This is a genomic window from Campylobacter sp. RM16190 (assembly GCF_012978835.1).
Lineage (GTDB): Bacteria > Campylobacterota > Campylobacteria > Campylobacterales > Campylobacteraceae > Campylobacter_A.
On the sequence record NZ_LIWS01000001.1, the window covers coordinates 346,943 to 366,106 of the forward strand.

Genomic DNA, 19,164 nt, shown 5'->3' on the forward strand with positions numbered 1-19,164 from the left:
TGATGGCAGGGCAAGAGGGATTCGAACCCCCAACCATTGGATTTGGAATCCAGCGCTCTACCGTTGGAGCTATTGCCCTAATGCGTTAGCCTTTTATTTAGCTCTTTAACTTTACTTCTTTATGAACTGTATGTTTTTTTAATCTTGGACAATATTTTTTAATCTCTAGCTTTTCAGTAGTTGTCTTGCTATTTTTTGTCGTAGTGTAATTTATATCACCAGACTCAGAACATTTAAGACCTACTTTTACTCTACTATTATTTTTTGCCATAAATTTCCTTCTAAAAAGCGGAGATGAAAATCTCCGCTAAAAATAAAAAATATTAAATTATGCTAATATTTTAGAAACAACGCCAGAGCCAACTGTTCTACCACCCTCACGGATCGCAAAACGTGTTCCCTCTTCAAGAGCAACAGGTGCTATAAGCTCAACTGTAATTTTTAGGTTGTCACCAGGCATAACCATCTCTGTTCCTTCAGGAAGAGCTATAGAGCCTGTAACGTCAGTTGTTCTTACATAAAATTGTGGTCTATAGTTATTAAAGAATGGAGTATGGCGACCACCTTCCTCTTTTGTAAGGATATAAACTTCACCCTCAAATTTTGTATGTGGAGTGATTGATTTTGGCTTGCATAGAACCATACCACGCTCAACGTCTTCTTTTTTAGTACCTCTTAGAAGGACACCAACGTTGTCTCCAGCTTCACCTTGATCCATCTCTTTTCTAAACATCTCAACACCGGTAACCGTTGTTGTTTGAGTATCTCTGATACCAACAATCTCGATTGTATCACCAACTTTTACAAGACCTTTTTCAATTCTACCTGTAACAACTGTTCCACGACCAGAAATTGAGAACACGTCCTCGATTGGCATTAAGAAGTCTTTATCTGTTGCACGAGTTGGAGTTGGGATATAGCTATCAACTGCAGCCATAAGCTCCATAACTTTTGCTGACCACTCACCCTCTGTACCTGCTTTAGCCTCGTTAAGAGCTTGAAGAGCAGATCCAGCTATAATAGGAGTATCATCACCAGGGAAGTTATATTCGTTTAGAAGCTCTCTGATTTCCATTTCAACTAGCTCAAGAAGCTCAGCATCATCAACCATGTCAGCTTTGTTCATGAAAACAACAATGTATGGAACACCAACTTGGCGTGATAGAAGAATGTGCTCTCTTGTTTGTGGCATTGGGCCATCAGCCGCAGAAACAACTAGAATCGCACCGTCCATTTGTGCGGCACCTGTAATCATGTTTTTAACATAGTCGGCGTGGCCTGGGCAGTCTACGTGAGCATAGTGGCGATTTTCTGTCTCATACTCAATGTGTGAAGTTGCAATAGTAATACCGCGCTCTTTCTCTTCTGGAGCATTATCGATATTATCATAATCTTTAAGCTCAGCAAGACCTTTTCTTGAAAGAACAGCAGAAATCGCAGCTGTCAAAGTTGTTTTACCATGGTCAACGTGACCAATAGTACCTATATTTACGTGTGGCTTGTTACGTGAAAATTTCTCTTTTGCCATCTCTTCCTCCGTAGTGATATTTATGACTTTAAAACTAAAAAATTTATAATTGTTTTGGTGCTTTTTATTATCTTTAGTATTAAAAACTCGTGGAGCTCATAGCGGGACTTGAACCCGCGACCTCTTCCTTACCAAGGAAGTGCTCTACCTCTGAGCCATATGAGCGTTACAAAACGCTTGGCACTAGATAAAAATTAAAACCTAAAACAATTATAAACAACTATATGAAAATAAACTTGTAGTCTGTAATATTAATGTATAAAAATATTTACAGCTCCCAGTTTAGTTCCAAATTCTCATGGAGCGGGAAACGGGACTCGAACCCGCGACCCTCAGCTTGGAAGGCTGATGCTCTAGCCAACTGAGCTACTCCCGCACGTAGCATGGTGGTGAGACGTGGATTCGAACCACGGAAGACATAGTCAGCAGATTTACAGTCTGCCCTCGTTGGCCGCTTGAGTATCTCACCCTATTTTAACATTAATAAATGCACTTGGTATTTCTGGTCAAACACTGTTACAAAAATGGAGCTGGTGAACGGATTTGAACCGCCGACCTACTGCTTACAAGGCAGTTGCTCTACCAACTGAGCTACACCAGCATCTGATTTGTGAAGCCTGAATTATAGCTCAATTTTTTTTAAAAGTCAAGGTTTTTATAAAAATACAGACCTTAAATTTAAATTATTGGTTACTTCTCATTAAAAGCACTAAATTTACTCTATCTTTTACGCCTGTCTTTTCAAAAATTGAGGAGATATGAGCCTTCACAGTTCTTAGGGTAATATTTGAAACATCAGCTATCTCTTGGTTAGTAAGACCATTATATATAAAATTTGCTATGTCTCTCTCTTTTACGGTTAGTTTTTCAAGCACATCGGTACTTTTTACAGCAGGGCTCTCTTTGGTCATTACAACTATCATGCTTTGAATAAATTCAGGATATAGCCAAATATTTCCATCTACTATGCTGTTTATAGCATCATTAAGGTGCACTTCTTGCATATGAGCGTTCGCATAGCCTTTTACGCCAAGAACAAGATACTCCCTACCTTCGGTAAAATTTGGATCACGAGATAAAACAAATATCTTTGTATCTGGATTAAGGGCTAAGATATCGTGAATTGTCTCTTTGGAATTACTATATGCATCAAACAATACGAGGTCAAATTCGCCCTCTATTATCTTTTCTAAAATTCTAGAATTTGATGAAATAAGAGAAATTTCATGCTCTTTTAATTTACTCTTCAGTTCGTTAGCAAGCGTATTGCTTGAAGTGTATAATAGAATTTTCACTTAAACTCTTTTTTAAATTTCAATCTCTGTCTTATAAATTAAAATATCATTAATAATTATATAAATCTCTTTTATCTCGCTACAACTTGAATCCATCTTTTTATAAGTAAAAGTTTTAAAAAACTCCTTTGTCAAACTTGCAGTCAAATTGGTCAATATTATAATTTCAATAGTATTACTTGTAATCTTATATTTATACTGGCTTTCATCCCTCAAAAGATCCAAATCAAAATTTATACTTTCTGAAATTTCATTATATCCATTTATAAAAATCTTTATACTTCTCACGCTATAAAAAGGTATGTCTATAGCCTCTTTAAATCTGTATGTAAAATTTTCACTATCTTCTTCTGTAATCGAAAATTTGAATTGATTATCTAAATTTGATTCTTGAACCTCTTTAAGCTCAATAAAATTTGAGTAAATTTCACTAAATTTTTTAACACAATCACTAAAGATCAGCTCTTTTATCAATGAATTTATAATATCAACTCCATCTCTATCGTTTAACATATCTGTTACAACCAAGCTCTCTTTTATAAGCTTGGATTTTGTTACTATATATTCGCTAAATTTACCACTATAAATAGCCTTATCGGCTGTAGTTTTATGGGTGACGCCAGATATACTATCGCTCTCTTCTATTAAAAAAGCGGATTGTTCTAGCATCATCTCTCTCTTAAAGCGTTTTGTTTGGCTTTTAAAATAGGTTTTAATAGATAATCAAGTACGGTCTTTTTGCCTGTTATAATATCCGCACTAGCCACCATACCCACTTTGATACGAAGCGGTTTTTCTTCACTTCCAAGATAGTTTTTTTGTGTCTCTATTCTAACTAGATAGTAGCTTTCTCCACTTTTTTCATTTGTCTCGGTGTCAGCGCTTATCTGAGTTACCTGCCCCTTAAGACCTCCATATATAGAAAAATCATAAGCTGTAAGCTTTACGATAGATTCAAGTCCAGGTCTTAAAAATGCAACGTCAGCTGGTCTTACTTTAACTTCGGCTATCAAGGTGTCTTCATTGGGTACAATTTCCGCTATGTCCATACCAGGCTTTATAACACCAGAAACAGTATTCACCATTAGCTTACTAACAATTCCATCAACCGGAGATCTTACAAGAGTCCTTTCAACTTTGTCACTTAAATTAATCTGACTCTCGTTTAGTCTTGAAATTTCAGCAGAAACTTCATTAAGCTCTCTTTTTGCATTATTTTTAAAAGCAAGCCTCGCCTCCGTTACTTTATTTTCAACCTCTTTTATTGTTGATTCTATTCTAGGAACAGATAAGGTAGCCGCATTTAGATCGCCTTGTAAATCGTTCACTCTTCTTTGAAGCTGCAAATATTCAACCTCACTTACAAGCCCTTTTCTAAAAAGAGGTTCAGTTATCTGCTTCTCTTTAAGCATTAGATTGTAACTATTTTGGGTCTGAGAAATTTTATTTCTAAGCTCTCTAAGCTCGCTTTGTCGCTGTTTAATCTGCTCTTCAAATATATTAACCTGCTCTCTTAATCTAGCCTTATTAGTTTCAAAAAGACTCTTTTCAAAAGCAACAGATTGCCTCATCTGATCATCCATTGTTGTATTGTAGTCAAATTCCTTGTCATTAGCTTCGGCATCAAGCCTTAAATATTTTGCTTGAAGCTCATCAAGTCTTAACTTTGACTCTCCATAGCTACTCGAAAAGGTTTTATTGTCTATTTTTATCAAAATTTGACCTTTCTTAACCTCATCTCCCATGTGGACAAAAATTTCTTCTATAATACCGCCTTCTAAATTTTGCACTATTTGGTTTTTGCCAGATGGGATAATCTTGCCTGTACCTCTTGTTATCTCATCAATTTCAGCGAACGATGCCCAGCCTACAAGAAAAGCAACGGTTATAAAAATAATATATAAAATTTTTCTTGAAGTTGATGGAGCCTTTGCTAGTACCGCCTCAGACAAGCTGGACATAAACCTTAAATCGTAAGCATCATACTCTTTTGATTGGATAATCCTTTTAATATTATCCACGGAATCATTTAAATTTTTACCAATATCTTCTTGGCGTTTTAAGTTTTCTTTTAACTCTTTACTCATAATGCCACCTACTTCCCGCTAAGCTTTGCCAACACATCTTCTTTTGTTCCGTCAAGTAAAATTTTACCGCCATCTACTACTATTAATCTATCGACAAGATCAAGAAGTGATGTTTTGTGTGTTATTAGTATCATAGTTTTATTTTTAGTATTGTATTTAAGGTTATTTTTAAGTTTAGCCTCAACGCTACTATCAAGAGAATTTGTAGGCTCATCGAGAAGTATAATCGGGCTATCAAGCAAAAAAGCTCTTGCCACTGCTATAGCTTGACGTTGACCACCACTAATACCCTCGCCTCTTTCAAACACAGGCATATCAAATCCAAGAGGATGCGAGTCCACATATTCATCGACTCCACTTATTTTTGCTGCTTTTATTATCTGCATATCATCGACATGAGGAGCCTTGTAAACTATATTTGCCCTAACAGTTCCTTTAAAAAGCATTACATCTTGAGGTACATATCCAATATTTCGGCGCAAATCGGCAGGATCTATCTGATTTATATCAATTCCGTCTATAAGCACAGAGCCATCCGTTGGAGAGTAAAGCCCTAAAATAAGCTTTTGTATAGTAGTTTTTCCGGAACCATTTTTGCCTATAATTCCTACTTTTTCTCCGGCATTAATTACAAAATTTACTCTATCCAAGGAGCTTTTTGTGCTCTCAGGATAAGAAAAACTAACATTTTTAAACTCTATTTTACCATCAAAAGTATTTCTTCTAATAAATTTCTTGCCATCAGGACGCTCAACTGGCAAATTCATAATATTTTTTAAGCTCTCATACGCTGTTTTTGTCTGCTCAAAATTAGCCAAAAGCGAAGCAACTTGACCCATAGGAGCTATTGCGCGAGACGAGAGCATAACGGCAGCTATAAGACCGCCCATAGTAAGCTTCATATCCTGTATCATATATACACCAAGAACAACCACAGCTACTGTATTTAGCTGTACTAAAAAAGAGGTAACAGTGCCAATAGACGCAGAAATAAGCTTTGATTTTATGCTTTTATTGGCTATCTCGCCGGTAGCCTCTTCCCAATTCCACTGCGCATGACCGGTAGCACCCATTGTTTTAATTGTTTCGAGTCCATTTAGAGTCTCGATAAGTATTCCATTTTTCTTTGCGCTTGCCTCAAAAGTACTTTTAATACTATTTTGAAGAGGATCCTTTATCAAAAAAGTATATATTATAATAAGCAATATAAAAACCATAGGAGCAAGCACCATTGCTCCGGACAAGAAGTATATAACCAATAAAAACAGGATAGAGAACGGAAGATCGACAAGAACAACCAATGTGCTAGACGTAAAGAAATTTCTAACCGTATCAAATTCTCTAAGGTTATTGGCAAACGAGCCTACTGATTTTGGCTTAACAGATAGCTTTATATCCATAACTCTTTCAAAAAGCAGAGAACTCATAATAATATCGCTCTTTTTACCGGCAATATCAAGAAAATAAGTTCTTGTAAATTTCAAAAATAAATCTACTATGTATACAAAGCCAACTCCAAGAGCGAGCACCCATAGAGTCTCTACCGCATTATTCGGCACAACTCTATCGTATACATTCATAGTAAAAAGCGGGCTTGCTAAAACAAATAAATTTACAACAATACTGGCGATTAATACATCTATATAAATTTTTTTAGAACGTTTTAAAGTACCCCAAAACCAATGTTCGGATCTACTATCTATTAGATAATTATTGCTTTCTTCAGGTATAAATTCACGCTTTAAAAGATATGTATAGCCAAGATACTCCTCTTTGAGCTTGCTTATCTCTACTATATTCGAACCGTTTGGCATATCTGGAGTTATGATTTTAGCATGAGTTTTATCTTCAAAGCTCTCTAAAATACAAGCCTTTTTACCTCTTAAAATTAAAATGCATGGTAGCACAAGAGGAGAAATTTCATCAATTTCTTTATTTGCAAGAGTAGATATGAATCCAGCTCTTTTAGCAGCTCTTGTAAAAAGAGATTTTGAACCATTTAATGAAAAAAGCTCCACGTTTTCATTCTCGCTTACAGGCAATCCCGTAATCAGAGCATCTGCCGTATATGGATTATTGTGAAGCTTAGTAAAAATTACTAAACAATCCAAAAGCTCATCGTTTTTAACTTTTTCTTGCATTTTTATTATCCAATATTTTTTGTCTCTTCTATAAACATTCCTTGCATTGAAACAATACCAAGGGACTCCAGCTTCTCTTTTTGCTCCTTGCTCTCTACGCTTATGGCTATGATATTAATGTCTTTACTCCTCATCATTGTATCAAAAGAGTGCTTTTGTTCGGAACTACTCTCACCAAAGAAATCTATCAAGTCTCTGGCTGGAATTTTAACATAATCAGGAGTAATTTCTCTAATTCTCTCTATACTTTTAGCATCAAATCCAAAATGGTCGAATCCAAGGCCTATGCCGAATTCAAGAAGTTTTCTATGTAAATTGATAAGTATAGAAGTATCCAGCTCATCTTTATTTGGTATCTCTATATAAACTTTGCCAGTTGCGTTTTGTCTAATTTGTCTAAATGCTGCTTCAATTTCTGAAAAATAATAAGTAGATGTTAATACTTCTTTTCCTAAATTTATAGATATGGCACCTTGTGGCAATGTTTTTTCTTTAAACATATTTACAACTTTATTTAAAACATACAAATCTATCTTTGCTGCAAAATTTAACTCATTTACCATAGGCATAAAATAACTTGCCATCTGCCACCTACCGTCTTTATCAACAAGCCTTAAAAATAGCTCATGATGCTCAATCTCTTTTATAACAGAAACTACTTTTTGTCCTGCAAATTTAAACATATTGTTTTCAATAGAGTCTATTATAAGTTGCCTATATTGTTCTTTACCAAGTAATATTTCAGAACCCTCATCGTAAACTTTGATTTTAAAGTTTCCAATCTCCTTGGCTCTTAATATGGTTATATCGGATATAATCATTATATTTTTTAACTTACTATCATAAGAATACTCTACTACGGAACTATTAACAAAACAATCGTCGTTTTTCAAGTCAATTTTTTCAAATATCTCTTTTATCTGCAAGAGAGTGTTTTCTCCGATATGGAATAATCTTGATGATGTAACACTCGGTGCTATGACTATAAAATCGTTATCATTAAGCCTTGAACATAGCATGCCAGATGTATGACTACTGATAGAATTTGCTATAGAGACGACTAAATTATTCCACTTTTCAAAACCTAAATCTTTTTTAAGTTTATCCAATTCCTTACAAGACACCATCATAACTGAGCCACTCGAATACTCTTCGCTTGATAGATAATCATCAAATTTATTCTGAAAATACCTTCTATTAAACAGTCCCGTCTGATCATCTTTATAAAGTAAATCCTCGTATTTACTAAGAGTTTTCGCACTCTGTTCAAAAATATCTTTAACCTTACCTACCATACTATTCATTGCCAAAACTATACGCCTAACATCCACAGTAAATGGAATTTTATCCTGAATTATAAATCGGTTTCCTAAAATAGCCTCAGCTTGAATCTGAACTTTCTTAAGAGGTATAAAAATAAATTTTATTCCAAAATAACTTACGAAAAGAGCTATTATAGATATAACAGTTAGTATATAAAATACATTTTTTAATATAGTATATAACTCATAGTATGCTATGCCAGTATTGCTTTGAACATAAAGAGTGCCAAATTTCGACCATCCGTCCATAATTTCGCTACTCTCTATAGGGGCGCTTAATTTTATATTCTTAACAAACCAGCTTGGAACACCTTCTACCACAGTCTCTTGAGTATTTTCAACAAGAGCGTTGCCATCAACATCTACAAGTTTTATCATAGAGTAATAACCGCTATCAAACATTGAATTAACCATGGCTTCTATAGTTGAAACATCGTTTAAATCGGCCACTGTTTTAATCGCAAGACCAAGTGAATTTGCTGTATGTCTTGCATTTGCACTAAGCTGTGATGATATGTAATTATTTATCGTAGTAAAATTTAATATTCCGACAGCTATAAATATAGCCAATCCAAAAGACATAATTGCAATCATAATCTGTTTAAAAAGCGTCATTATCCATCCTCTTTCATTCTATCCACCAAATTTAACCATTTTGGATTTTGTTTTTTATTCCCACCAGGAATTGCCTGCCCCAAGCCTTCTTGCTTAGATAAAAACAAGGAATCACCATTAAAGCTATAAACAGGAACTAAATCTTTTCTTTGTGTAGCTACTCTTATTTTGGGATTTATGTTATCTAAAATAAGCGGTATTGATTTTGGAGTGTCATAATATGATAAAACCATATGAGCCTGGTTGTATTCGATAGCTTTTACATAAGTAAAATAGAGTTTTTCAGTAGAGATACCAAGTTGTTTTAGCGTAAAATATTTAGCGGTTACAAAATCTTCACAATCTCCTGCACCTTTACCTAAAAATTCCATTCTAGTAGCCCAATAGTCTTTCTTTCCCCACACCTCTTGGTCTTCCTTCCAAGTGAGAAGATTAAAATAATCATTAACCTTTAAAAGCTTCTCTTGTTCGCTAGAGTCTTTTAAGCTTACCATTAGCTTATTTAGTCCAACTACTCTTTTTTTAGCATTTTCACCGTAAATTTTAGCAATTTTTTCATATGTGGAAGCTTTTATAAATTCATTTTCTGCAAAAAGAAAAAATAAAAAAAAGGCACTCATAAAGAGTGCCATAAGTATAGCTTTGTCCGTATTTATACGGGCGATCATTTTAATGCTTATTTAAGGTCGCTATCTATACTGCAAGCGCCTTGAATATATCTCTTTGAAAATCCTGGTTCAAAGCTATCAGTGAGCATACCCATATTATCTAGAAGTCTATATTTAGAATACAAAAGTGCATTTTTAGTATTTATTATCTCAGTAAGGGCATTATTGTACTCGCTCTCGGCATCAAGTAAATTAATCAGATCTCTTCTGCCTATTCTAAACTCATCTCTATATGAATCAAGAGTGTCTTTAGAATATGCAACGTGTTTTTCAAGGTACTCCATCTTCTTTTGATTTAAAACATAAGTTTGCCATGAAAATTTCAAGCTCTCAGATAGATCCCTCTTTACATTTTCCATACTATGCATAGACTCTGTAACGGCAAGCTTACTCTTTTCTTTTTCAAGCTTGTCAATATTTTTATTGTAAAGATTATATTTCAATCTTAACAATGCATCATACTGCTCTTTTTTGTAATCATCATAGAACACATCGTTTCTCTCGTATGCAGCAGTTGCTTCGAAGTCAAGTCTAGGTCTAAAAGGAGCCTTTTTCTCATTTACCACAGACTCATTCATTTTAATGTTAGACATTTCTAAAAGAACTGTAGGATTACATCTCATAGCTTTTTCATATACTACATATTCAGCAGCAGGAAGAGGTAGATCAAAGCTAGGCAGACTTAAATTTTCAGCCTCAACTCTTTTTCCATATAGCTTTTCAAATGTACTTAACGAATCATAGTAATTATTCTCTTGAGCTACTAAATTCGCTTGAGCTAATGTCAAACGAGAACCAGCCTGTCTCTCTTCAGAACCTCTCGCAAATCCAGAGTCGGTTCTGTCTTTTATCTGTGCATAAATTTCTTCATGAGTTTTTACGTTAGCTTTTGAAATATTAAGCAACTCTTTATTCTTAATAACTTCAAGATATGCGTTAACAAGTTGCAAAGATAGTCTATCCGCTCTTTGAACTACGCTATATGCTGCAGCATCAAGCCTATGGCTTTGAGAGATGATTCTATTTCTATCAGCTCCGCCGTTATATATATTTTCTACTAATGTTACTCCAGCTGTAGCCTTTTTGCCTTTGCCTGTTTGGACGCTTCTGCCATCATCAATTTTCTCTTTTGCATATCCGTAAGTTCCATAAAGATCAAGGGTTGGATAGTATGCATTATTTGCAATATTTAGATCCTTGCCAACTTGCATATATGCAAATTCAGTTTCTTTGAATCCAGGATTTTCTTCTAAAATAGTTTTTACAGCCTGACCTAATGTTATAACTCCATCTTGAACAACCTCTTGTTTGTCCATCTTTACTGAACTGTTTAAGACGACCTCATTTTTAGGAGTACTCATCTCAACTTTCTTCTCAACAACATTATAAACAACAACACTCTCTTTAGCAACTTTTGTATCTACTTTTTTTTCAACATTACTAGAGATGCTTTTTTCAACCAATGAAGTAGCTCCCTGCTCGGTTTTTCTCTTCATCAAAGAACCTTCGTACCCAGGAATCTTCTTGATTTGAGAAAGTATCTCATTGGCCTCTTCTTTTGACACAGGAGTCGTATCTACATACAAAACTCTATATCCCTTATCCGTATAGATATCGGCATTTAGTCTAGAGTCATTCGAAATTTCACTTCTTACCTTTTTTAAAGCTCGATTTATCTGCTTCTCACCCATAGCTTCACTAACAGTACTCATATATATTCTATAAGACATATCTTGCGCGAATAATATACTTGTAGCAGCTAATATGCTAATAACAACTATGTTTTTCATAATAAAACATCCTTTCACTAAATTATTTTTTCTGACTAGCTTATTATTATACAACAAAAAAACAAAAATTAATATATCATTGTAATAATCTATTAATTAAAATTTTAAATTCATTGTAAAATTCATAAATTTGCGGCTATCAAATCTATAGGATTTTCAAATTTTACATTTGATCCGTGTATATGAAGCGCATTTGAAATTTGCATCTTGCATGCACTACACTCAGCACTTACAAACTTCACATTCACAGCATCCACCATTGTAGCCTTTCTTTGCCCGGCAGAACGACTCAAGTGATATTTCTCAGCCTGCATAGTCACTCCGCCAAATCCACAACACTCATTTGGATCGCTCATTTCAACTATATCGTAATTTTGCGCCAAAAGTTTACGGGGTTCTTTATAAACTCCTTGCATTTTTCTTGCATGACAGGCATCATGATAGGTAATTGACTCCAATTTTTTGCCTTTTGTGGCCAAAATTTCAGCCAAATTTGTATATTTCTCAAGATACTCAGTAGCTAGAAAAATTTTTTCACTAATTTTTTTTGCCCTACTCTTCCAATGTTCATCATCATGGAAAAAGTGCTCATAATCAACTTTAACCATCGCAGAACAAGTCGCCTCCGGAATAATTATAGCATCGAGCTTATCGCTTAAACTCTCAAAATACTCAATATTTCTTTTAGCTAAAAAATCAACCGTATCAAAATCGCCTGTAAAATAAGCCGGTGCACCGCAACAGGCCTGTTTTTTCATCATATGAACATTAAGCTTTAGCTCTTTTGCTATCTTTAACAAACTCTCACCGATGCTCGTATACGCATAGTTTCCCATACATCCTATAAATATTCCTATTGTTTTTTCACCGCCGTTATCTATAAATTCAGGATGAGAGTTTAAAAAGCTCTTTCCTTTAGCAGTCGGAAACAATCTCTCTTTTTTTACCATAGGAAGGCTAAACCTAGGAGTCATTGTGCCCTCTTTTATCTTAAACGCACAGCTTTGAAAGACATAACCCATCTTAGCGCAAAGATCCATTATAAATCTATGTCGAAGCAGCCAAAAAAACATCTTTTTATACCAAGCTATGCCAAATTTCTGCGCTAAATTTCTGCGCACATTTTCTATCGCAGTATCAACCCGCAAAGAGTTTGGACAGACATCTACGCAATTTGTGCACAAAAAGCAGCTTTCAAAGATATTTTTAGCGTTTTTATCAAGCTCCAGCTCACCTCTTTCGTAAGCTCCAAGCAGATCCAAAAATCCGCGCGGAGATGTGACCTCATCGCTATTTACATTGTGTATAGTACACACCTGGATACACTTACCACACTTTACGCACTTATCTGCGATTTCACTAAATTTATACATCATACAGTCTTTGAAAAACGTCTTAAATTTTCAGGAATTTTCTTTAAATAGGCATCAAAACACATGGCTATGTTACGAATTATAAGCGTTCCTGTTTCATTTACGGTTATTTTTTCAGGAGTTACGGATACAAATTCACTAAGTCCTTTTAGCTCCACCAAATCATCTTTAAAATATTCAAAGAAATTTACATTAAATTCCGATTCTATAGCTTTAATATCAAGGGCAAAATTACTCATAAGGCTCATTATCACAGCCTTTCTAAGTAGATCATCATCACTTAAATAAATTCCTTTTGAATATGGCAAAATACCATTATCAAGCGATTTTTCATACTCATCCATATCCTTATGATTTTGCGCGTAATGACGTCTTCCTTCGCCTATGCTTGTAACGCCTATTCCTATCAGATCAGCTCCTCCTTTAGTCGTATATCCTTGGAAATTTCTGTGAAGAGTTCCATTTGCAAGAGCTGCAAAAAGCTCATCATCAGGCTTTGCAAAGTGATCCATACCTATCATTTTATAGCCATTCTTTACAAAAAATTCAGCCGTATATTTTAAAATTTCAAGCTTTACTTTTGGACTTGGAAGAGTAGCCTCATCAAATTTACGCATGGATTTTTTAATCCATGGAACATGCGCATAATTAAATACCGCGAGACGGTCCGGACTAAGCGTTAAAGCCTTATTTAAAGTCTCTTTAAAGCTTTCTAAACTCTGATAAGGAAGTCCGTAAATCAAATCCATATTAATAGAATTTATGCCTTTTGTGCGTGCCATATCTATGGCATCTTGAGTGATATCATAAGGCTGAATTCGGTGGATTTCTTTCTGCACTTTTTCATCAAAATCTTGCACGCCGTAGCTAATGCGATTAAATCCGTGAGAGATTAGCACATCAAGCTGCTCCTCGGTTAAAAATCTAGGATCTATCTCGCAGCTAACCTCTGCAAACTTTGAAAAATTTGGAAATTTAGCTTTTATCGCACAAATTATCCTATCAAGCTGCTCTGCGTTATAAAAAGTAGGAGTTCCACCTCCAAAATGCATCTGCAAGACTTCAGCTTTAGTATCTAAATTTGATGCCAAAATATCAAGCTCTTTTTTAAGATACTCGATATATCGCTCTTTTTTATCCTCTTTGCTTGTATAAATTACGTTACAGCCACAAAAATAACATGCACTTCTACAAAACGGCAAGTGGACGTAAATCGAAAGCGGACGTGAGAAATCACGATTTTTAAGCTCATTTAAATAATCTTCATAGCCAAATTTTGCACTAAATTCAGGCGCAGTAGGATAACTTGTATACCTTGGTCCGGGACGTGAATATTTCACATATGCATCAAAATCAATCATTTGCTTTATGCCCTCTACTCTCTATTAAATCCTCCATCTCTATAAACAAATTAGGATGCTCTTTTTTTATATTTTTTACTAAATTTTCTAAATTTACATTTATATTTTTCTTGCCGTGCTCTCTAAGTGCGATTTTACGAATTTCATCCATAGCTACGACCCATACATCGCTGAAATCTACAGGTATATTTTGCCAAATGGTCTTTTCAAGTTTAAGCTCGAAATTTTCCTTTTGCACTCTACGGTAAGCCGATATAAGCTCAGAAAGTGATTTTATAGAGACCATCGTATGTAAATTTTGATTTTCATCTATCCCAAACCAAGGCTCAACACCACCCCAAGAGCCACTTTTTAGACTTAGGCTCATCTGATTTGGATCGCTTGTGGGAACTATTTCAAAAATAGTCTTTTCGTCATCTTTTATACCAAGCTCATCGCTTATCTCATCTATTTTTTTATAAGTATCTTGCAAATTTTTCTTTTCGCTCATTGATTTCCTTTGTTTTTGTCAAGCCAGACCATAACACCCTTTTGCGCATGTAGTCTATTTTCGGCTTCAGCAAAAATTTCATCCGCATGCGCTTCAAAGACTGCTTCACTCACCTCATATCCTCGGTAAGCAGGCAGGCAGTGTAAAAATAGAGCATTTTTAGATGCTATCTGCATCAGTTTTTCATCTACACAATATCCATCAAACTCTTTTAAACGCCTCTCTTTTTCCGCCTCTTGCCCCATTGAAACCCAGGTATCAGTCGTAACAACATCGACATTTGACACTGCTTCTTTAATATCATTTGTGATATGAATTTTGGCACCTGAAATTTCGGCATTTTTCAAAGCTTGTTTTAAAATTTGCTCATCCACCTCATATCCCTTTGGAGTAGCTATACGAAGCTCAAGCCCCAGCTTGCTTACAAGCATTAGCCAAGAGTGCGCCATATTATTACCATCGCCTACATAGGCTATCTTGTCACCACTTGCAAACTCAAGCATAGTCAGATAATCAGCCATGAGTTGAACTGGGTGAAATTTATCACTAAGTCCGTTTATAACAGGCACAAGGCTAAATTTGGCAAATTCCTCTAAGGTCTCATGACGATTTACCCTAAGCATAGCCATATCGACCATCCTGCTTATAACCCTTGCCGTATCTTTTATAGGCTCGCCTCTTCCAATTTGAAGGTCATTTGAGCTTAGAAACAATGCCTTTCCTCCAAGCTGATGCATACCTACCTCAAAACTTACCCTGGTTCTAGTAGAGCTCTTTTCAAATATCATGGCCAAGGTTTGCTCTTTAAGATATGGCTTATACTCTTTTTGCTTAGCCTCTTTTTTTATCTCGCGAGCCAAATTTATAATATTTAAAATTTCATCTTTGCTAAAATCATTAAGTGTCAAAAAATGTCTCATCTACTTCTCTTTTCTTAAAATTTCAGCCGCCTCTTTCGCATGGTAGCTTATGATTAGATTAGCACCGGCTCTTTTAAATCCTATAAGAGTCTCAATCATTACTCTATCATAGTCAATAACTCTAGCCTTGGCTCCCGCCTTTAGCAAAGCATACTCGCCGCTTACGTTATAAGCGCACACCGGAAGCATTGTCGAATTTCTTAACTCTCTTATAATATCAAGATAAGCAAGCGCTGGTTTTACCATCAAAATATCAGCGCCTTGAACCTCATCCTCTAAACTCTCGTTTATAGCTTCCAAACGATTTGCAGGATCCATTTGATAGCTTCTTCTATCGCCAAAACTTGGAGTGCTCTCGGCTACATCGCGAAACGGTCCATAGTAAGCAGAAGCAAATTTGGTCGAGTACGCCATGATAGGCAAATTTTCAAATCCACTCTCATCAAGCGCACTGCGAAGCGTAGTGATGATACCGTCCATCATGCCACTTGGAGCTATGATATCGGCTCCATTTTTAGCATGTATTATCGCTTGTTTTGCTGAGATTTCAAGTGTAGCGTCGTTATCTATAGTTTCATGAACGTGATCTAAAATTCCGCAGTGTCCGTGATCAGTATATTCGCAAAAGCAAAGATCAGTGACTACGACCAAATTTGGAAATTTATCCTTTATGGCTCTAAGAGAAGTTGCTATGATGCCGTTATCCGATAAAGCATCGCTTCCTATGCTATCTTTTATGCTTGGGATTCCAAATAAAATAATCGATTTTATGCCTAAATTTACAACTTCCGAACACTCTTTTAAAATTTCATCCAAACTCATCTGAAATACACCTGGCATCGAACTTGTGTCTTTTTTTATCCCTTTTCCTTCAACTACAAAAAGAGGATAGATAAAATCATTTACACTCAACTGATTTTCGCGTACCAAATCCCTAATATAAGGGTTTATCCTTAGTCTTCTAAAGCGTTTAAACATATTTTTCCTTTTACTTTGATACAATGCTAACTTATAAGTGTAGCATATTAGGAGTTAAAAATTTATGAATATAAAGTTATCTAACGTGGCAAATTTGCCGTCACGTTTCGGGATGTTTGAGATAAAAGCTTTTAAAGAAGGTGAAAAAGAGCATTTAACGATATTTAAAAAGCCTTTTGGAGATGTAGTCAATGTAAGAATTCACTCAGAATGTCTAACCGGTGATGCGGTAGGAAGTCTAAAGTGCGATTGTCGCGATCAACTTGAGGCGAGTTTAAAATATATCGAAGAGCATACAGGCATGGTAATCTATCTACGCCAAGAGGGACGAAATATTGGTCTTTTAAACAAGGTAAACGCATATCATTTACAAGATAAAGGACTTGATACTATAGAAGCAAACCACCAGCTAGGGTTTAAGGCTGATGAGAGGACTTATGAGATAGTTGATTTTATCCTAAAAGATTTTGGAATAGCCAAGATAAATTTGCTTACAAATAATCCTCAAAAGCTAATGGGCTTAAAATGCGTGGAAGTCGTAGCACGCGTACCTATCATAATACACGCGAATAAATTTAACGAGGAGTATCTAAAGATAAAAAAAGAGCAAATGGGACATATGCTTGATGAAAATTGATAAGCCCTCAGATTTTAATGAAAAAGTAGAGAAATTTAGCGAAATTTTAAGAAAATTTAACAGAGTGCATAATCTAACAAATTATAAAAACATAAGTGAAATAGTGGATGATAGTATAAGGCCTTTGGAATTTCTAGAATATTATCCAAAAACTGCGATAGATGTAGGTAGCGGAGCAGGATTTCCGGCTATATTTTTAGCCTTTATTTTAAAAGATTGCAGCTGGACTCTATTTGAGCCAAATTTAAAAAAATCATCATTTTTAAGCTATGTAAAGGCTGAGATGAATTTAGAAAATTTAAACGTAAAGAGCGAAAAAATTGAACTCTCTTCGCCTTTTATAGCCGATCTTATTACCTCTAGAGCTCTCATGAAAACAAAGGATCTTTTAAAAATTTGTAAAGGTTTTCATGATGAAAAGACACAAATTTTACTATACAAAGGCAGTGGAGTAAAAGACGAAATAGTAGGTATAGATGCAAAAATTTATAACTTTAAAAATAGAAATTATATATTAATAGGTGGATATTATGGCTAAAATTTTAGTTTTTATAGTAGTTTTAATTGTAATTTATATATTTTTTTTCAAAAGTAGAAAAAAGCATACAAAAAGCAAAGATGTAAAAGAGATAGAAAACTTCGTAGAGTGCAGTAAATGCGGCACTTTTGTAGAGGTTAAAGAGGCGATTTTAAGCAGTACAAAATATGTATGCAAAGATTGCGTAAGGAATCCTAAATGAAAATTATAGGACACTCACTTGTGCCGTATGAACCGCTATTTTATTGTCATAAAGAGAGTGATATAAGAAGTGATAGACAAAATTTATTTTACTATCAAGAAGCTATGATAGCTCGAGCCATTAAAATAGGTGCGAATTTTAGTTTAAAAACAGATGATATAGTGCAGGTCATAATGGCAAACGCTTGCGGAGCAAAATATATAATCACTCCAAAAGAGCTTGCCAAAGAGGCCGCCAAAGTCGCACAAAACTATCTTTTTGACTCTCAAATTTGCATTATAATAGAGAGTCAGGCCGAAATTAAAGAGCTTTGTGAACTGGGTGTAGATGCGGCTATTTTTGCAAAAGGGATCAAAGATGGAAATCTTTAAAACCGTATTTTTAATGACAGGGCTGATGTTGCTTTTTGTAACCGTAGGCGGAATGATTGGCGGTCAAGAAGGTATGGTAATGGCTTTTTTAATCGCACTTGGGATGAATTTTTTCTCATATTTTTTTAGCGACAAGCTCGTATTAAGACATTATAAAGCAATTGAAGTTCATGAAAACGATGCAAAAGGGCTTTTTGAAATAGTTAGTCGCCTAACAAAAAAAGCCAATCTGCCAATGCCAAAGGTTTATATAATACCAGAGCAGGTTCCAAACGCCTTTGCAACAGGCAGAAATCCTAAAAATGCCGTTGTTGCGGTAACAGAAGGGCTTTTAAATCTATTAAATAAAGACGAAATAGAAGGAGTGCTTGCTCACGAACTTTGCCATGTTAGGCATTATGACATACTAACAGGCTCAATAGCTGCAGTGATTGCAGGAGCTATAGCTATACTTGCAAATTTTGCACAATTTGGTGCACTTAGTGGAAACAATAGTAACCAAAGTCGCTCAAATGGAATTTTGATGCTGCTATTGGCTGTAATTATGCCAATAGCAGCCACAGTAATACAAATGGCTATATCAAGAGAGAGGGAATACAAGGCAGATAAAGGCGCAGCAATACTTACAGGGCGTCCGGAGTGGCTGGCAAGTGCACTAAGAAAGCTAGACAACTACTCAAAAAACTATATGATGAGAAACGCAGATCCTCAAAGTGCGCATATGTTTATAATAAATCCATTTGGAAGCGTGAAAAATACGATTAATACATTATTTAGAACACATCCAAGAACAGAGGATCGCATAGCTAGACTTGAAGAGCTAAAAAGAATAATTTAGTAGAGAATTG

The 19,164-nt window shown here is 35.1% G+C and carries 19 protein-coding genes and 5 tRNA genes; 5 read left to right on the forward strand and 19 right to left on the reverse strand.

What is annotated here, in order from left to right; all coding sequences use genetic code 11:
• Window positions 1-3: 3 nt before the first annotated feature.
• The 19 genes from CDOM16190_RS01765 to hemB all read right to left on the reverse strand — a co-directional run bounded on the left by CDOM16190_RS01765 (window position 4) and on the right by hemB (window position 16,568).
• A tRNA-Trp gene (locus CDOM16190_RS01765) sits at window positions 4-79 on the reverse strand.
• A gap of 18 nt (window positions 80-97) precedes the next feature.
• Window positions 98-271, reverse strand: a complete 174-nt coding sequence (rpmG, locus tag CDOM16190_RS01770) for a 50S ribosomal protein L33 (protein WP_169974407.1) — start codon at window positions 269-271, stop codon at window positions 98-100.
• Window positions 272-328: 57 nt separating this feature from the next.
• Window positions 329-1,528, reverse strand: a complete 1,200-nt coding sequence (tuf, locus tag CDOM16190_RS01775) for an elongation factor Tu (RefSeq protein WP_169974409.1) — start codon at window positions 1,526-1,528, stop codon at window positions 329-331.
• 90 nt (window positions 1,529-1,618) lie between these two features.
• Window positions 1,619-1,693 (reverse strand) — tRNA-Thr (locus CDOM16190_RS01780).
• Between the two features lie 134 nt (window positions 1,694-1,827).
• Window positions 1,828-1,904 (reverse strand) — tRNA-Gly (locus CDOM16190_RS01785).
• Window positions 1,905-1,912: 8 nt separating this feature from the next.
• A tRNA-Tyr gene (locus CDOM16190_RS01790) sits at window positions 1,913-1,997 on the reverse strand.
• A gap of 56 nt (window positions 1,998-2,053) precedes the next feature.
• Window positions 2,054-2,129, reverse strand: a tRNA-Thr gene (locus tag CDOM16190_RS01795).
• 82 nt (window positions 2,130-2,211) lie between these two features.
• The gene (locus CDOM16190_RS10885) at window positions 2,212-2,823 is read right to left on the reverse strand and encodes a response regulator transcription factor (protein WP_170018626.1); all 612 of its coding nucleotides are present in this window, start codon (window positions 2,821-2,823) and stop codon (window positions 2,212-2,214) included.
• A 12-nt stretch (window positions 2,824-2,835) separates the two neighbouring features.
• Window positions 2,836-3,492, reverse strand: coding sequence for a DUF5416 family protein (locus CDOM16190_RS01805; protein ID WP_170018627.1), 657 nt, complete (start codon window positions 3,490-3,492; stop codon window positions 2,836-2,838).
• Window positions 3,492-4,910, reverse strand: coding sequence for an HlyD family type I secretion periplasmic adaptor subunit (locus CDOM16190_RS01810; RefSeq protein WP_169974415.1), 1,419 nt, complete (start codon window positions 4,908-4,910; stop codon window positions 3,492-3,494). Before CDOM16190_RS01810 ends, CDOM16190_RS01805 begins: the two co-directional genes overlap by 1 nt.
• A gap of 8 nt (window positions 4,911-4,918) precedes the next feature.
• Entirely contained in the window at window positions 4,919-7,051 is a 2,133-nt protein-coding gene (locus CDOM16190_RS01815) for a type I secretion system permease/ATPase (RefSeq protein ID WP_170018628.1), read from the reverse strand.
• 5 nt (window positions 7,052-7,056) lie between these two features.
• Window positions 7,057-8,988 (reverse strand): bifunctional diguanylate cyclase/phosphodiesterase, encoded by a 1,932-nt coding sequence (locus CDOM16190_RS01820; RefSeq protein ID WP_170018629.1) that lies wholly within the window; start codon window positions 8,986-8,988, stop codon window positions 7,057-7,059.
• Window positions 8,988-9,620: a transglutaminase-like cysteine peptidase gene (locus CDOM16190_RS01825; RefSeq protein ID WP_170018673.1), complete on the reverse strand. Its 633-nt coding sequence runs from the start codon at window positions 9,618-9,620 to the stop codon at window positions 8,988-8,990. The genes CDOM16190_RS01820 and CDOM16190_RS01825 overlap by 1 nt, the downstream gene beginning before the upstream one ends.
• A 44-nt stretch (window positions 9,621-9,664) precedes the next feature.
• The gene (locus CDOM16190_RS01830) at window positions 9,665-11,446 is read right to left on the reverse strand and encodes a TolC family protein (protein WP_170018630.1); all 1,782 of its coding nucleotides are present in this window, start codon (window positions 11,444-11,446) and stop codon (window positions 9,665-9,667) included.
• Between the two features lie 122 nt (window positions 11,447-11,568).
• Window positions 11,569-12,819 (reverse strand): (Fe-S)-binding protein, encoded by a 1,251-nt coding sequence (locus CDOM16190_RS01835; RefSeq protein ID WP_170018631.1) that lies wholly within the window; start codon window positions 12,817-12,819, stop codon window positions 11,569-11,571.
• A complete protein-coding gene (hemN, locus tag CDOM16190_RS01840; protein ID WP_170018632.1) occupies window positions 12,819-14,180 on the reverse strand; it encodes an oxygen-independent coproporphyrinogen III oxidase in 1,362 nt (453 codons plus the stop codon). The genes CDOM16190_RS01835 and hemN overlap by 1 nt, the downstream gene beginning before the upstream one ends.
• A complete protein-coding gene (locus tag CDOM16190_RS01845) occupies window positions 14,173-14,670 on the reverse strand; it encodes a DUF2603 domain-containing protein (RefSeq protein ID WP_170018633.1) in 498 nt (165 codons plus the stop codon). The genes hemN and CDOM16190_RS01845 overlap by 8 nt, the downstream gene beginning before the upstream one ends.
• Window positions 14,667-15,590: an ornithine carbamoyltransferase gene (argF, locus tag CDOM16190_RS01850; RefSeq protein ID WP_170018634.1), complete on the reverse strand. Its 924-nt coding sequence runs from the start codon at window positions 15,588-15,590 to the stop codon at window positions 14,667-14,669. The genes CDOM16190_RS01845 and argF overlap by 4 nt, the downstream gene beginning before the upstream one ends.
• Window positions 15,591-16,568, reverse strand: a complete 978-nt coding sequence (gene hemB, locus CDOM16190_RS01855) for a porphobilinogen synthase (RefSeq protein ID WP_170018635.1) — start codon at window positions 16,566-16,568, stop codon at window positions 15,591-15,593.
• A 64-nt stretch (window positions 16,569-16,632) separates the two neighbouring features.
• Between hemB and ribA the strand changes: the two genes are divergently transcribed.
• Genes ribA through htpX form a run of 5 tightly spaced genes read left to right on the forward strand, consistent with a single transcriptional unit; the run spans window position 16,633 to window position 19,154 of the window.
• The gene (gene ribA, locus CDOM16190_RS01860; RefSeq protein ID WP_170018636.1) at window positions 16,633-17,205 is read left to right on the forward strand and encodes a GTP cyclohydrolase II; all 573 of its coding nucleotides are present in this window, start codon (window positions 16,633-16,635) and stop codon (window positions 17,203-17,205) included.
• Window positions 17,195-17,743 carry a 16S rRNA (guanine(527)-N(7))-methyltransferase RsmG gene (gene rsmG, locus CDOM16190_RS01865; protein ID WP_170018637.1) on the forward strand — a complete coding sequence of 183 codons (549 nt, stop codon included), beginning with the start codon at window positions 17,195-17,197 and terminating at the stop codon, window positions 17,741-17,743. The genes ribA and rsmG overlap by 11 nt, the downstream gene beginning before the upstream one ends.
• Window positions 17,736-17,945, forward strand: a complete 210-nt coding sequence (locus CDOM16190_RS01870) for a PP0621 family protein (protein WP_170018638.1) — start codon at window positions 17,736-17,738, stop codon at window positions 17,943-17,945. Before rsmG ends, CDOM16190_RS01870 begins: the two co-directional genes overlap by 8 nt.
• Window positions 17,942-18,316, forward strand: coding sequence for a hypothetical protein (locus CDOM16190_RS01875; RefSeq protein WP_170018639.1), 375 nt, complete (start codon window positions 17,942-17,944; stop codon window positions 18,314-18,316). The genes CDOM16190_RS01870 and CDOM16190_RS01875 overlap by 4 nt, the downstream gene beginning before the upstream one ends.
• Window positions 18,303-19,154: a zinc metalloprotease HtpX gene (gene htpX / locus CDOM16190_RS01880; RefSeq protein ID WP_170018640.1), complete on the forward strand. Its 852-nt coding sequence runs from the start codon at window positions 18,303-18,305 to the stop codon at window positions 19,152-19,154. The genes CDOM16190_RS01875 and htpX overlap by 14 nt, the downstream gene beginning before the upstream one ends.
• Window positions 19,155-19,164: the final 10 nt, after the last annotated feature.